The organism is Janthinobacterium sp. GW456P (assembly GCF_002127655.1).
Taxonomy (GTDB): domain Bacteria; phylum Pseudomonadota; class Gammaproteobacteria; order Burkholderiales; family Burkholderiaceae_D; genus Janthinobacterium.
The window spans coordinates 12,949-26,899 of record NZ_NEHB01000033.1; the positions used below are offsets into that span (position 1 = coordinate 12,949).

The 13,951-nt window shown below is 65.4% G+C and carries 10 protein-coding genes; 6 read left to right on the forward strand and 4 right to left on the reverse strand.

Annotated features, from left to right (window positions below; translation table 11 throughout):
- Positions 1 to 7: 7 nt before the first annotated feature.
- Both CBW66_RS23780 and CBW66_RS23785 read right to left on the reverse strand, forming a co-directional pair.
- Positions 8 to 4,441: a translocation/assembly module TamB domain-containing protein gene (locus CBW66_RS23780; RefSeq protein ID WP_086140862.1), complete on the reverse strand. Its 4,434-nt coding sequence runs from the start codon at positions 4,439 to 4,441 to the stop codon at positions 8 to 10.
- Positions 4,441 to 6,360 carry an autotransporter assembly complex family protein gene (locus CBW66_RS23785; protein WP_086140861.1) on the reverse strand — a complete coding sequence of 640 codons (1,920 nt, stop codon included), beginning with the start codon at positions 6,358 to 6,360 and terminating at the stop codon, positions 4,441 to 4,443. The genes CBW66_RS23780 and CBW66_RS23785 overlap by 1 nt, the downstream gene beginning before the upstream one ends.
- 223 nt (positions 6,361 to 6,583) lie before the next feature.
- On the opposite strand from CBW66_RS23785, the gene queC reads away from it, so the two are divergent.
- Positions 6,584 to 7,297: a 7-cyano-7-deazaguanine synthase QueC gene (gene queC / locus CBW66_RS23790; protein WP_086140873.1), complete on the forward strand. Its 714-nt coding sequence runs from the start codon at positions 6,584 to 6,586 to the stop codon at positions 7,295 to 7,297.
- 79 nt (positions 7,298 to 7,376) lie between these two features.
- The gene (locus CBW66_RS23795) at positions 7,377 to 8,282 is read left to right on the forward strand and encodes a sterol desaturase family protein (RefSeq protein ID WP_086140872.1); all 906 of its coding nucleotides are present in this window, start codon (positions 7,377 to 7,379) and stop codon (positions 8,280 to 8,282) included.
- Here CBW66_RS23795 and CBW66_RS23800 read toward each other — a convergent pair.
- On the reverse strand, positions 8,266 to 8,985 hold the full coding sequence (locus tag CBW66_RS23800; protein ID WP_086140860.1) for a helix-turn-helix domain-containing protein: 720 nt from the start codon (positions 8,983 to 8,985) through the stop codon (positions 8,266 to 8,268). The two genes, CBW66_RS23795 and CBW66_RS23800, sit on opposite strands and share 17 nt — an antisense overlap.
- A gap of 223 nt (positions 8,986 to 9,208) precedes the next feature.
- On the opposite strand from CBW66_RS23800, the gene CBW66_RS29520 reads away from it, so the two are divergent.
- Together CBW66_RS29520 and CBW66_RS23810 are read left to right on the forward strand one after the other, a co-directional pair.
- Positions 9,209 to 10,555: a CHASE domain-containing protein gene (locus CBW66_RS29520; RefSeq protein WP_086153679.1), complete on the forward strand. Its 1,347-nt coding sequence runs from the start codon at positions 9,209 to 9,211 to the stop codon at positions 10,553 to 10,555.
- Positions 10,506 to 12,398, forward strand: coding sequence for a diguanylate cyclase (locus CBW66_RS23810; RefSeq protein ID WP_367379990.1), 1,893 nt, complete (start codon positions 10,506 to 10,508; stop codon positions 12,396 to 12,398). The genes CBW66_RS29520 and CBW66_RS23810 overlap by 50 nt, the downstream gene beginning before the upstream one ends.
- Here CBW66_RS23810 and CBW66_RS23815 read toward each other — a convergent pair whose 3' ends face one another.
- On the reverse strand, positions 12,399 to 12,773 hold the full coding sequence (locus CBW66_RS23815; protein WP_086140371.1) for a hypothetical protein: 375 nt from the start codon (positions 12,771 to 12,773) through the stop codon (positions 12,399 to 12,401).
- A gap of 211 nt (positions 12,774 to 12,984) precedes the next feature.
- Between CBW66_RS23815 and CBW66_RS28740 the strand changes: the two genes are divergently transcribed.
- Both CBW66_RS28740 and CBW66_RS23820 read left to right on the forward strand, forming a co-directional pair.
- Positions 12,985 to 13,221 (forward strand): hypothetical protein, encoded by a 237-nt coding sequence (locus CBW66_RS28740; protein ID WP_070217756.1) that lies wholly within the window; start codon positions 12,985 to 12,987, stop codon positions 13,219 to 13,221.
- Between the two features lie 120 nt (positions 13,222 to 13,341).
- On the forward strand, positions 13,342 to 13,851 hold the full coding sequence (locus CBW66_RS23820) for a hypothetical protein (RefSeq protein WP_086140372.1): 510 nt from the start codon (positions 13,342 to 13,344) through the stop codon (positions 13,849 to 13,851).
- Positions 13,852 to 13,951 lie beyond the last annotated feature (100 nt).

Genomic DNA, 13,951 nt, shown 5'->3' on the forward strand with positions numbered 1-13,951 from the left:
CGCCACGCTAATCAAACGCCCACGTATACAACACGTCCAGCGCATTGTTCGTGCCGGTCTGGAATTGCAGGGTGATGCGGCGGTTCAGTTTGTAGCGCAGCTTGACCAGGCTCGTCGCCGTGCTCGTGCCTTGCTCGAACGTCAGGTAGGCGCGCGACGACAACCGCTTGCCGACGGTGACGACCGTGCTTTCCAGTCCCTTCGCCTGCGCCAGTCCCACTTCGTCCAGGCCCAGCGAATTGGCCAGCTTGCCCTGCAAACCGCCGCCGGAGCCGCCGAAGAGGGCGCCTGCGGCCGTCGTCAAGAGCGCCATTTCATCGCCGGCCGCCGTTTCCGCGCCATGGCCGAGGATCAGCCAGGCCAGCTTGTCGCTGTCCGACACGCTCGGCGTGGACACCAGCTTGGCCGTCGGCGCCTGCGCCGTGCCGCGCACTTCCACGCCCGCTTCCACGTTCGTTTCCGACAGCGCCTCGCCTTCGGGGCGCTTGCGCACGGCCAGGATATTCAGCGAGGGGTTGTCGTAGGCGCCCGTGAAGGCGATCAAGCCCCGTTCGATCGACAGCTTCTGCCCATACGCGGCGTACTGGCCGTTGGTGACCTTGATGCTGCCCGTCACGCGCGGCGCGGCGCGGTTGATGACGCGGGCGCGCACATTGCCGGCCAAATCCGCGTCGAGGCCCATGCCGCGCAGGTGGAAGGCATTGCCCAGGTCAAACTCGAGGTCGATATTCAGGGGCAGCGAAGGCGCTTCCTTGCCGCCCTTGACTTCCTTGCCCAGCACCACCACGTCGCTGCTTTGCGTCGGGGTATCCTGCGGCGCCAGTTCGATCAGCGCGCGGTTGGCCTTGAACTTGCCCTCAAAGCTGAAGCGCTTGTCGTTGCGCACCAGGGTGCTGTTGCCTGACAGGACCAGGGTGCGGTCGGGACGCGACAGCGCCTGCAGGCGGTCGGCCAGCAGTTTCAGTTCCAGGCTCGCTTCGCCATTCGCAAAGCGTACCCAGCCATCCGCCTGCACCTTGCCATCGCCGCCGTCAAAACTCAAACGCTGCAATTGCAATTGATCGCCGGCCAGCTTGGCTTGCAGCACGCCATTGCGCAATTTCAAGCCCTGGTCGGCCCAGTTCAGCAGCAGCTTGCTGCCGTTGATGTCGCCATTCAATTGCGGTGCGCCAATGGTGCCGCTGCCGGACAGGGCCACCTTCAAGGCGCCGCCCAGTTCCAGGCCAGGCTGGCCCGTCAGGGGGGCCAGCCACGCCAACGAATCGATATTGGTGGTGCCCGTCAGCGAGAGGGCGCTGTCGTTGCTGATGCGCCCGTTCAGCATGTGCACGGTGGCATTGATATCGCTCTGGCCCGCGCGCGCGCCATCGAGTTTCACGGCCAGGCGCAGCTGCTGGTTGGCGACATCCACGCGGGCATCGAAGGTGCGCAAGCCCAGCGCCAGCGGCTGTTCCACGCCCACCGTCACGTCGCCTTTTTCGCGGTAGATGTGCAGCATGCCGGCCAAAGAGGGGGCCTTGGGATCTTTCTGCGCGGCCGTCGGCACCTGCATGTCGAACGACCATTGCGCGCCCAGGGTCAGGTCGCTGCGCGCATTGGCTTGCAGCGAGGGAATCACTTGCGCCAGATAGGTCAGGGCTACGCCGGCCGCCTGGCCGGAACTGGTCCAGCGGGGGCCGTTCTTGACCAGGTTTTGCATGGTGATGCTGCCTGCCGGCAATTTGATGACGGTGTTGCCCACGCTGATCTGTTCCGGCTGGCCCAGGCCGGCCACGCCGCTGCCGGCCGGTCCCGCCACTTTCACGGGCACGGGTGCCTGCAGCACGAGCGCATAGCGGCCCTTGTTTTGCAGGCTGTCGACGGTGCCCGTCCAGGCGGCGCCGCTCTGGCTGCCGCGGATTTGCACGGCGGCATCGAAATCGTCATTGCGCGCCGTCAAACTGACCGTATGGCTGCCGCGCGTGCCCGTCGTGCCCAGGCGGGCGCTGGCCAGCTTGAAGGTGGGCGTGCTGTAGCCGGTGATCTCCAGGCTGCTGACCATGGGGTCGAGCGCGCCCTGGCCGGCGCCCACGCTGGCGCTGCCTTTCACGGCTTTCAATTGCTGGTCGCCAAAGAAGGTCAGATCCTTGCCATCGAGCGTCAGCTGCGCTGCGGGCGCGTCCATCTTGCCCGAGACGGAACCGGCCGCATGCAGCACGCCGGCAAACTTGGGACCCAGGGTCGACAGTTGCGGCGCATCGAGTTTCCACGTCAGCCGGTCGGTGGCGCCGCCCAGCGCGCCCTTGGCCAGCAGGCTGTTTGGCCCCAGGCGCAATTCCGTATCCACGCTGTCGATGCGTTTCGCATTGGCCGACAGCTTGGCGTAGCCGGCCAGCGGGGCGTTTTGCAGGGTCGATTCGCGCAGGGCCAGGTTGAGGGCCACTTGCCAGTCGCTCGTCAAGCGTCCGTTGCCGTTGAAATCCGCATTCACGTTGCCGTTGGGCAGCGATGCGCCAAACGCGGCCGGATTAATCTTTTGCAAGGAACCCGTCATGGTCAATGCCGCCTGCTGCTTCGGCCCCGTCAAGCCCACTTCGCCGCTGGCGTGGATGGCGCTGTCCGCTGCGGGGCGCTTGCCGCTGGTGAGGCCCAGTCCTTTCGCGTCGGCAACGAATGTCGTGCGCGGCTGCTGCAAGGTGCCCTGCACCACGCCGCTGGCCAGCACCGTGCCCAGCAGGTCGCCCTGCAGGGCGGAAAGCTGGCGCGCATCGACGTTCCAGTTGAGCTTTTCGCCGGCGCCGCCAAAGTTGCCCTTGGCCGTCACGTTGTTCTTGCCCAGTGCCAATTGTACGTCGATGCCGCTGAAATGGGCCGCGTCGGCCGTCAGCTTGCCCTTGCCGGACAAGGGTTGGTCGAGCAGCTTGCTGGGACGCACGGTAAAGTCCGCGTTCGCCAGCCACTTGGGAGCCACGTGGCCGTTGGCGCGCACGTCGAGGTTCAGGTCGGCCACGGGGAAGGCGCCGAAGTCGGCGGGATTGAGGCGGCTGGTGCTGGCCACGGCCTTGAAGGGCTGTTCGTCCTTCAGGCGGATCTGGCCCGTCGCGTTGATATTGCTTTTGCCTGCCTGCAAGGTGGCCTTGTGCAATTGCACGAGTGAATCGGCCAGGGTGGCTTCCAGGTCCAGGCGCAGTTTGGCTTCGCCGAGCCTGGCGCGCAGGGTTTGCGTCTTGCCGTCGCTGTCGAGCACGATGTCGCCGGCGATCTTCGTGCTGTTGATGCTGCTGTAAATGTGCTGCAAGTCGATCTTGTCCGTGTGCAAGGTCAGTTGCGCATTGCCGATAGGGCCATCGACGGCGTTGCGGTTGAGTTTGCCGCCGCCCGTGAATTTGCCCGCGTTGCCGAAATCGATGATGGCCGCCTCCAGGGTGGTGGCCGTCAGGGTGCCGCCCAGGCGTGCCTCGAACTGGCGCAGCGGCAGCTTTTGCTGGTCGATGGGGCCCGGCGTGGCGTGGTTGAGGAAAGCCAGTTTGCCTGACACCGTTTGCTTGGTCGGCCGGGTGTCGATGGCGGCGTCGAGTTCCAGGCTCAGGTCCGCCTGCGGCAAGGTGGCGTCGAACTTGCCCGGATTGATGTTGCGGCCCTGAATGCTGGCCGAGCGCAGGATGATGACGGGGTCGAACGGCGCCAGCGCCAGCCGGGCATCGGCCGTGGCCGCGCCCGCGCTGCCCTTGGCCGTGACGTCCAGCACATTCAGGTCGCCGCCCAGCTGCAGCGCCAGGGCGGCCGGTTTTTCGCCGGCGGCGGCATTGAGCTGCGTCAAGCTCGCTTTGCCGCTGAGCTTGAAAGGCTGCGTGGCGGCGATCGTCGCGCTGGCCGTGGCCTGGCCGAACGGCGTCAGGGCCGAGGCGTCTGCCAGCTGCCATTGCGACTTGTCGCCAGACAAGGTGAAATGGATCTTTTCAAATACCGTGTTGCCGCCCGCGCTCACCAGCGTTACCTTGTCCAGGCGCGCGTCGGCAATGCCGATTTTAAAAGGCGCGGCCAGGCTGGCGGGCATGCTTGACGGCTCCTCGGATGGCGCCGTGCTTTCCACGGACAGGCTGGCCACGTGCAGTTCGCTGATGGCGATGCCTTCCGAGAAGAACTGGAATGGCGACCAGTTGATGTCGATGTTGTCGGCCAGGATGTGCTGCGTCTTGCTGCGGTAACTGACGTGGCCCAGGTGCATGCGGTTGTACAGCGAGCCGGACACACCCGACACGGCGATCTCGCCGCCGCTGGCGCTGGCCACTTTTTGCACCAGCATCTGCAAGGTCGATTCGCGGCCAAGGAACCAGAAGGCGCCGCCCAGCAGCACGGCCAGGCTGGCGACGGCGATCAGCGCGTAGCGCAGCGCCCGGCGCGGTTTTTTCGCCGGCGGTGGCGGCGCGGCGTCGTGGGACTCGGTAGTAATATCGGACATCAGAAAGTGAATCCCAGAGAGAAGTGCAAACGGTAGGCGTGGACGGCGTGGCCATATGCCACGTCGACATTGATGGGACCGACGGGGCTCTTGTAGCGCCCGCCCAGGCCATAGCCCGATTTCGGCGTCATGGCCGCTTTGACCGTGTCGGCCGCGTTGCCGGCGTCATAGAAGGCGGCAATCGCCCACTTCGGCTTGAACCAGTACTGGTATTCGGCGCTGCCGGTGAGCATGTAGCGCCCGCCGACGGTGGCGTCGCCTTCCTTCACGCCCAGTTCCTGGTAGCCATAGCCGCGCACCGACTGGTCGCCGCCCGCGCGGAACAGGTAGACGGCCGGCACGCCGCGTTTTTCCTTCGAGCCCAGCGCGCCCATTTCGCCGCGCACGATCAGCTCGCCTTTTTCACCGAGCGGACGGTAATACACGGCCTTGCCGGCCACGCGCACGAAGCGCTCGTCCGTCAGCAGGGGCAGCAGGGCGCCGCCCACCTGGGCATTGATGACATAGCCCTTGGTGGGAAACAGCAGGCTGTCGAGGCTGCGCTTGGTGATGGCATAGGTCAGCGGCAAGCTCTTGCTGCGCGTCTGTTCCAGGCCGACGACGGTCTTGTCTTCGCTGAGGAATTCGAACGTCAGGCTGCGCTCGAGGTTGGTGCCGCCCCAGTTGCGCTTGGCCGAGATGGTGGTGACGGCCGTGATCTCATTGGAAATGTCGCTGCGCTCGAACGAGGCGCCCGCGCTGTCGTTGTAGCCGCGCGCCGTCGTCGGAAAGTAAAAATTGGCGTGCGCCGCCTGTTTCTTCGTTTCCATGGTGAGCGCGCTCTTGAAGCGCGTGCCCCATACGTTCAGGTTGTCATAGTTGAGCTGGGCGCGATTCCCCGTATTCGTACTGAAACCGAGACCGGCGCTGACGTTCTGCTGCTTGTTTTCCGTCACGCGCACCACCAGCGGCAGCTGCGGCGCGGGGCCGCGGTTGACGGGCCTGGCTTCGGGCGCGGCCCCGGCGCTGGCACCTTCGGCTTCCGCTTGCTGGCTTTCCTGGCCCGCTTCGATCTGCTCGCCCAGGATGCTGCTCATGTCGGCACTGACTTCCACGCTGGCAAAGTAACCGGTGTCCTGCAGGCGCGCCTGGAACGATTGCAGCGCCGATTCGCTGTAATAGTCGCCCGGGCGTATCTTGTCGAGGTTGCGGATGATGCTGGCATCGTAGCGCTTCAGGCCTTCGATGCGCAGTTCGCCGAAGCGCAGCTCGGGGCCGCTGTCGAGCACCACCAGCAAGGAGACCTTGTGCGTTTCCGGGTCGACCACGGCTTGCGTATCGACCAGCTGGGCGCGCGGATAGCGCGTCTGCACCACTTCGCGCAGCAGGGCGCGCTTGGCCGATTCCCATTCCGCCTGGCGGAACACGCTGCCCGTTTTCAGGGACCAGCTGCGTTTCAGGGCTTCCGTATCGTAGGGTTCGGAAGCGGCCAGCGGCGGCGTGGGATCGAAGCCGCGCAATTCCAGCTCGACCTTGTCGACGGTCACGGGCTGGCCCGGCTCGACGTCGACGATGACGAGGGGTTTGGCGCCCGTCGTGTCGACGCGCACCGTGACGACGGGCGTGTAGTAGCCGGCCGTGGCGATGAGGTTTTTGGCTTGCTCGGGCGTATCGCGCACGAGGCGCTGCAATTGTTCGCGGTCCATGCGCGGGTTGCCGCGGAAGCGTTCCAGGTCCAGGTTTTTTTCCAGCAGCTCATCGAGGTCGCCGGGTGCGTTCACCTTGACCTCGTACTGCAGCGGGGCGGGCGCCGTGTCCGTGGCGGGGCTGTCCGCAACGGCATCTTGCGTGCGTTCTTGCGTACCCTCCTGCGCGCCGGCATGGGCGATGGGAAACAGCGAGATGACACTGCCGGCGCCCGCCAGTATCAGTTGACCCATTGCTTTTGTCACTACTTGTGCCAAAATTCGTGGTCGTATCGCCTTGCCGGCAGCCGTATGCCGTATGGGTCGTGCAGAAAACATGGTGCTCCAGATAAGTAAATGCTGACTGCATGTTACCGGAATAGGTAAACTGATGGCGGACGAATAAGTATTTTTTGCGCTGGGAATCATGTTTCTCCGCGCACAATTCGAACAGAATCAAACTGAAAAGAAAGAAATTATGCTAGCAACGGACTCCGCACTGGTGCTCTTTAGCGGTGGACAAGATTCCACCACCTGCCTGGCCTGGGCTCTCAAGCACTATAGTCGCGTGGAAACCATCGGCTTTGATTATGGCCAGCGCCATGCGATCGAACTGACCGTGCGTCCCGGCGTGCTGGAACAGATGCGCCGGCAGTCGCCCGAGTGGGACAGCCGCCTGGGCCAGGACCACATGATCGACCTGTCGTTGATTTCCGCCATTTCCGATACGGCCATGACGCAGAACGTCGAGATCGTCATGCAGGAAAACGGCTTGCCGAATACCTTCGTGCCCGGCCGTAACTTGCTGTTCATGACGGTGGCCGCCACCGTGGCGTACCGCCGCGGCTTGACGGTGCTGGTCGGCGGCATGTGCGAGACGGATTTCTCGGGCTACCCGGATTGCCGCGACGACACGATGAAAGCGCTGCAAGTGGCGCTGAACCTGGGCATGGACACGCGTTTAAAACTGGAAACGCCGCTGATGTGGCTGGACAAGGCGCAAAGCTGGGACCTGGCGGAAGACCTGGGCGGCCAGCCGCTGGTCGACCTGATCCGCAGCGGCACCCACACCTGCTACCTGGGCGAGCGCGGCGAGCTGCACGACTGGGGCTATGGCTGCGGCACTTGCCCCGCTTGCGCCCTGCGCGCGAATGGCTACCAGCAATACGCGGCGAGGAAGGCCGCCAAGTAAGTAGTTTTGCGCCGTTTCTTCAAGCGGCGCGGCAGGGTGGCAAGCCATGCTGTGGTTTTTGCCACAGGAGCGCCTTGCCATGACATCCCTCTTTGCCGCGCTGTACGGCCCCTTCTTCTGGGCCGGCTTCATCGGCGCCGCCGCTTGCCTGATCGCAGTGTGCCACTACTCGCTCTGGGTCTTGCCGCCCTTGCTGCTGCTGGCCCTGATTACTTCCTTTCTTGCCGAACGCTACCTGCCGTATGACGGCGCGTGGAACCACGCTCACGGCGACGGCGGGCGCGATGTCGTGCATGCGCTCGTCAACGAAGCGCTGTACCTGCTGGGCCTGGCTGCCTTTCCCTTGCTGGCAGGGCACTTGGCGCTGGGCGCATTCTGGCCGGTCCAGCTGCCGTTCTGGGCGCAGCTGCTGTTGGCCATCCTCATCGCCGATTGCGGCATTACCCTGGTGCATTACCTGAGCCACCGTTCTTATTTTCTGTGGAAACTGCATGCCGTGCACCACAGCGTGCGGCGCTTGTATGGTTTCAATGGCTGGATGAAACACCCGCTGCATCTGCTGCTGGAAGCGGCGGGCGGCATGCTGCCCTTGCTGCTGCTGGGCATACCGCGGCAGGTCATGGCTGTGCTGGCGTTTGCCGTGGCGATCCAGCTGTTGCTGCAGCACGCGAATGTCGACATGCGCATGGGGCCGCTGCGCCACGTGTTTGCCTGGGCGCCGCTGCACCGTTTTCATCACATGAAATACGGCACGGCCGGTGACGTGAATTTCGGCCTGTTCTTTACCTGCTGGGACCGCTTGCTGGGCACCGCCTTCGATGCACCGGATTACCGCATGCGGGGCGAGGACCTGGGCATCGGCAGCCGGCCCGATTATCCCGTCGCCTATGGAGCGCAGCTGATCGAACCGTTCCGCGCGGAAGAGGGCGTACGCGCGCCCGAGCTGCCGGCCGGCTTGCGTAAAGCCATCAATCGAGCAGCCTGACGTCGAGCTGGCGCAAGCTGCGGTCGGCGCGCACGCCGAACAGGCTGCGCATGGTGCGCGAAAAATGCGCGGCATCGGCAAAGCCGGCGCCGTGTGCCGCGTCCGTCAGGGTGCTGCCGAGCAAGATAAAACGGATGGCCAGGCGCAAGCGGCGCCACAGCACCAGCCGCCGCACGGGCAAGCCCAGCCGGGCGCTGAACAAGCGTTCCAGCTGGCTCAGCGACAAATGCGCGGCCGCGGCCACGGCGGCCGCGCTGACCTTGCCCGACAATAATATGTCGACCTGCTCCAGCGCGCGCCGCAAGCGGGGATCGGGCAGGGGCTCGCGCGGCTGAGCCTGCAATGCGGCGGCGACATGGTCCAGCGTGGGCGCACCGGCATGGGCGGCGGCCGCCAGCAAGGCTGCACCGCCCAGGCGCTGCGGTTCCGCATAGATGGTCAGCATGGGCGCCGGTGCGGCCACGATGGCGTGCGGGCGCAGGCTTTCGATCAGCAAGTGCCGCGCCGTGTGGACGCTGCCGTCGAGCTCGGCCGTGAAAGGCGCGCCCGTGCTCAGCATCAACTGGTGCGCATAATGGGCGTGGCGATCCGTGGCGCCCGCTGCGCCATGCAAGATGGCAAAGTCCGGCGCCAGCCATAGTGTTCCCTGCCAGCTGTCCTGCTGCAAACGCGGCTCCCTGATGATGGATGACAGGGCGATCATAGCAGCCGGCGGGAATGGTTTTCATGGCATTGAATTTTCCTGGAGTACACATCATTGCATCGATGAAATATGTGGTCTTTTTGATACAATATTCGGCATTGCAAGGGCGCCCGCTGTAACGTACTATCATTCTCATCGACTACCGATGGTAATCGTGCAGCCCGCTGCCAGCCATGTTGCCGGCAGTGTCGCGGTTTGATGTCGTCCTGCCTGTCAGCCTGCCATGTCTACACGCGCGTCTTCGTCGTGGTTTGCCCGGCCAGTGTCGCACTGGGTGGGGCCGCGCGCCTTGGCCACGCTGGTGCTGGCGCTGTGCCTGGGATTGACGTATGGCGCCTGGCGCAATGCCCACGACGCCAGCGAACAGCAGGTGCGGGCCGATTTCGATTTCCGCGTGCGCGAACTGGTCGGCAACATCGTTGGCCGCATGCAGACCTATATCCAGGTGCTGCACGGGGTGCAGGGACTGTATGCCAGTTCGCAGGACGTCACGCGACGCGAATTCCATGCCTATCTGGCGGTGCAGCAGGTCGACCGAAACTTTCCCGGCATTCACGGCATCGGCTATCTGCCGCTGGTGCCCGGCGCCGCGCTGGCGCGGCACGAGGCCAGCGTACGCGCGGAAGGCTATCCCGGCTATGCCGTGCGTCCGTACGGCCAGCGTGCCTGGCATGCGCCCATCACGTATCTGGAACCTTTAAGCGACAGCAACCTGCTGGCCTTCGGCTATGACCTCTGGTCCGAACCCGTGCGCCGCACCGCGCTCGAGCAGGCGCGCGACACGGGCCAGGCCGCCATGACGGGCAAGATCCACCTGGTGCAAGATGGCGGCAGCGACCAGGCGCATGGTTTCCTGGTCGTACTGCCCGTGTATGACAACGGCTTGCCGCATGCCAGCATGGAGCAGCGGCGCACCGCCTTGCGCGCCTGGGTGTTTGCGCCGTTCCGCATGGGCGACCTGATGGCAGGCGTGGGCGGCGAGGCGGCGCGCCAGCTGGACCTGGAAATCTATGACGGCGCGCAACTGGCCGAGGCGGCCCTGATGTACGACAGCTTGCCGGGCGGTTTGTCGTCCGCAGCCTCGGACAGCCTGGTGTCGCTGCAAGTCATCACCATCGCCGGCCGCGCCTGGACCTTGCGCGTGCGCGCCATGCCGGGCTTCGATGGCGAGCTGCTGGCGCGGCCCCGCCTGGTGGCGCTGGCGGGCTTGCTGGCCAGCCTCGTGCTGGCGCTGGTGGCCTGGCTGCTGGCGGCGGGCCGCGCCCNCCGCCGGCCGCGCCTGGACCTTGCGCGTGCGCGCCATGCCGGGCTTCGATGGCGAGCTGCTGGCGCGGCCCCGCCTGGTGGCGCTGGCGGGCTTGCTGGCCAGCCTCGTGCTGGCGCTGGTGGCCTGGCTGCTGGCGGCGGGCCGCGCCCGCGCCCAGGCGGCGCTGGCGCGCTCGAGCGAGCTGACCGGCCAGCTGGAGCAGGGCCAGGCGAGCGTGCTGGCGATGGCCGAGGCGGCGCAGCGCAGCCAGGCCATGCTGCGCAGCATCCTCGATTCGACGATCGACGGCATCTTGGTCGATAACATCAACGGCCGCATCTTCACCTCGAACCGGCGTTTCCGCGACCTGTGGCAAGTGCCCGACGCGCTCGACTGGCAAGCCGATGGCGCGGCGCTGGTGCGCCATGTGGAAAGCCAGCTGGAGCAGGCTGCACCTTTCCTTGGAGCACGCGCCCATGCGCCGCACGGCCACCGCGAGCGGCGCGACGTGCTGCATCTGCGCGATGGACGGGTGGTCGAACAATATGTGCGCAGCATGCAGTTGGGCAATGAGCAGGCGCGCCTGTGGACCTTCCGCGATATCAGCGAGCGCAGCCAGATGGAGCGGCGCGAGCATACGCGGCGGCAAGTGCTGGAAATGCTGGCCACGGGCGCGCCGCTGGAACGGGTGCTGGAAAGCGTGGTGCTCAGCGTGCAAGCCGACCATCCCGCCATGCTGTGCAGCATCTTGCTGCTCGATGAAAGCCGCCACCGCCTGGTGCTGGGCGCGGCGCCGAGCTTGCCCGCGTTTTTCAACCTGTCCAGCCACGGCCACGACCTCGACACCCTGCAGGGCGTGCATGGCATCGCCGCGCAAGCCGTGCGCGACGGCCAGCGCGTGATCGTGGGCGACCTGCATGCCAATGTGCAGGAAACGATGGAACTGGCGTGCCGGGCCCAGCTGCAATCATGCTGGGCCGAGCCCGTGCGTGGCGGCTCGGGCAAGCTGCTGGGCGTGCTGATGGCGTACCACCGCCAGCCGACCCTGCCGGGCGCGGCGCATCTGGCGCGGCTCAGCGAGGCGGCGCACCTGGCCGGCATGGCCATCGAGCAGGCGCAGGTGGCGCTGGCCCTGCGCGCCGGCGAAGCGCGTTTCCGCAGCCTGTACGACCATGCGCCAGTGGCCCTGTGGGAACAGGACTGGTCGGCCGTGCGCGCAGCGCTCGACGCGCTCGAGCAAGCGGGCATGCGCGACCTGGGCGCCCACTTTCAGGCCAATCCGGACGCGCTGCGCAAGCTGGCGGGCCTGGTGCGCATCATCGATGCGAACGGCGCCGCGCTGGCGCAGGTGCGCGCCAACGAGGATGACCAGCGCCGTGGCGCGCTGAGCCTGGCACAGAATTTCGATGACAGCGCCTTGCCCCGTTTCGGTGATGCGTTGCTGGCGCTGGCTGGCGGCGCCCACCTGTACGAGTGCGAAAGCAGTTTCGTGCGTCTCGACGGCGCGGCGCGGCAAAATGAATTGAGCCTGCTGGTAATGCCCGGCCATGCGGACAGCCTCGATTTCGTCATGGTGTCCTCGCTCGATATCACCGAGCGCAAGCGCATGAACGCGGAACTGCTGCAGCTGGCCACCACGGATTTCCTGACCGGCTTGCCGAACCGCCGCCACTTCATGGCATCGCTGGAAAACGAGCATGCCCGCTTGCAGCGCGAACTGGCCAGCTGCGCCAGCGTGCTGATGCTCGATATCGATCATTTCAAGCGCGTCAACGACGAGTATGGCCACGCCGTGGGCGATGCCGTGCTGCGCCACTTGGGCGCGCTGATGTGCCAGGCGCTGCGCAAGGTCGACGTGCCGGGCCGCGTGGGCGGCGAGGAATTCGCCATCTTGTTGCCGGGCACGGATCTGAGCGCCGCCGCCGTGTTTGCCGAACGGCTGCGCCGGCGCGTGGCGGAAAGTTCGCTGACCATCGATGGCGGCATTGTGCTCACCGTCACGGTGAGCATCGGCATGGCCGCCATGGTCGGTACCGATGCCGATTGCGACGCCGTGCTGGCGCGCGCCGACGAAGCGCTGTACCGGGCCAAGCGGGGCGGGCGCAACCGCATCGAACAGAATGACGGCGGCGGCGACGGCGTGCTCAGCAAGTTCATGGCGCAGTGATTACAGGCTGTGCTGACGCGTTTGCGCCTGCTTGCGGTTGCGGCTGACGATCAGCCAGACGATGGCGACGGGAATCAAGAGCGGCAGCAGCACGGGCGTGCTCAAGGCCAGCGCCAGCGCCACGCACAGGGCCACCACGGCGATCAGCACCACACCGACGCCGGCCAGCACCACGCCAGCGACGACGGCGCCGCACACCAGCGCAATGGCGGCGATCAGCAAGCCGCCGCCGGCAAACACCAGGCCGAACAGCCACTCCAGCGGTCCGTCGATCTCGTCGCCGTTGAGCTGCATGTGCATGTCCGTGGCGCCGATCTTGTCGAGGAACAGGCAGGCGAGCATGACGATGAGGACGAAGGTGAGCAATTTTTTCATGGTAAGCCTCGGTGTGTGGGTGATCGGGTATTGCATGGTCACACTGTAGGCGCGCGCCCCGCTTGCCGCCAGCGGCGTGCGACAGGCCGTCATTTTCACGGTATGGAAGGCGCTGGCGGCCAGAAAACACTGATTTGGAACAAGATTTCTTTTCTTGTAATGTGCGCAAGCCGTCCTATACTGAACACCTCAGTCTCGCAAGGAGGGCAGCATGCTTTTGTTTGCAGATACCGGGGATCAATCGCTATCCCTTTTTCACCATCGAACCACGCGCCAGCGTAGCGCCACGCAGTCCTGCGCCGAGCCTGTCGGCGCGCCATCGGCGATACCGCCGATCATCATCAATCCTTTTAATTATCATGCGCCGCTGCCGGCCATCGACCCGCGCTGGGTACCGCCCGGCCCGCCGCTGACCTGGCCGAACCGGCCTGCCATGTCCATGTGCTGACAGTTGCCTGGAAGGTGCGCGAAGGAAGTGTTGAACGTTCACCCATGCCGCCGTGAAGGCGGCACGGGCGGGCGTTTTCGACTATCATGCTAGCCCCGACCTTCCATCACGAGCACCGCCATGAGTACCGATTTCCCCGATTTTTCCGACGAATCCGCCGAGCAGGACAATGACGCCCCGATCCAGGAGCCGCGCCTGTGGGTAGGCAATGGCTGGACGGCGCGCGTGATCAAGAACGAGGAAGATGAAGGCTGGGCCGTGGCCATGATCAAGGATGGCGAACCGGAGCCTGCTCTCGTGGGCCCGTGGACCATGGGCCGCGACAAGAAAAACCCGAAGCCGCTCGACGTCAACGCCTTCAATACGCTGGTCAAGACCGCCTCGGAAGTGCTGCGCCGCCACGAGCAGCAGCTGCACGCGCAACTGCACAAGAATGTGTTCGTCGCCACCGACGAGGGGCAGATCAAGGTGATGTTCGACATCGTCCCCGACGAAGACCACCCCTACGCGGAACTGAGCGCCTACGACGCCGACGGCGAACAGATCGCCAAGGTGCGCACCTCGGCCGCGTTCAAGTTCAACGCCACGTCCGCGGCGAACTGGATCGAAGGCGGCTACCGCCGGCCTTGACGCCGACGCCGTATTGTCGGCGTGGTGTTGTCGGATTACGCGTGCCCTTCGGCCACGCTAATCCGACCTACGTTGTGTGAGCAGGTAGGTCGGATTAGGC

Excerpts from the sequence above, each read along its gene's own strand:
- CBW66_RS23780 (WP_086140862.1), bottom strand. The coding sequence starts at position 4,441 with ATGTCCGATATTACTACCGAGTCCCACGACGCCGCGCCGCCACCGCCG.
- CBW66_RS23785 (WP_086140861.1), bottom strand. The coding sequence starts at position 6,360 with ATGGGTCAACTGATACTGGCGGGCGCCGGCAGTGTCATCTCGCTGTTT.
- queC (WP_086140873.1), top strand. The coding sequence starts at position 6,584 with ATGCTAGCAACGGACTCCGCACTGGTGCTCTTTAGCGGTGGACAAGAT.
- CBW66_RS23795 (WP_086140872.1), top strand. The coding sequence starts at position 7,377 with ATGACATCCCTCTTTGCCGCGCTGTACGGCCCCTTCTTCTGGGCCGGC.
- CBW66_RS23800 (WP_086140860.1), bottom strand. The coding sequence starts at position 8,985 with ATGATCGCCCTGTCATCCATCATCAGGGAGCCGCGTTTGCAGCAGGAC.
- CBW66_RS23810 (WP_367379990.1), top strand. The coding sequence starts at position 10,506 with ATGCTGCGCAGCATCCTCGATTCGACGATCGACGGCATCTTGGTCGAT.
- CBW66_RS23815 (WP_086140371.1), bottom strand. The coding sequence starts at position 12,773 with ATGAAAAAATTGCTCACCTTCGTCCTCATCGTCATGCTCGCCTGCCTG.
- CBW66_RS28740 (WP_070217756.1), top strand. The coding sequence starts at position 12,985 with ATGCTTTTGTTTGCAGATACCGGGGATCAATCGCTATCCCTTTTTCAC.
- CBW66_RS23820 (WP_086140372.1), top strand. The coding sequence starts at position 13,342 with ATGAGTACCGATTTCCCCGATTTTTCCGACGAATCCGCCGAGCAGGAC.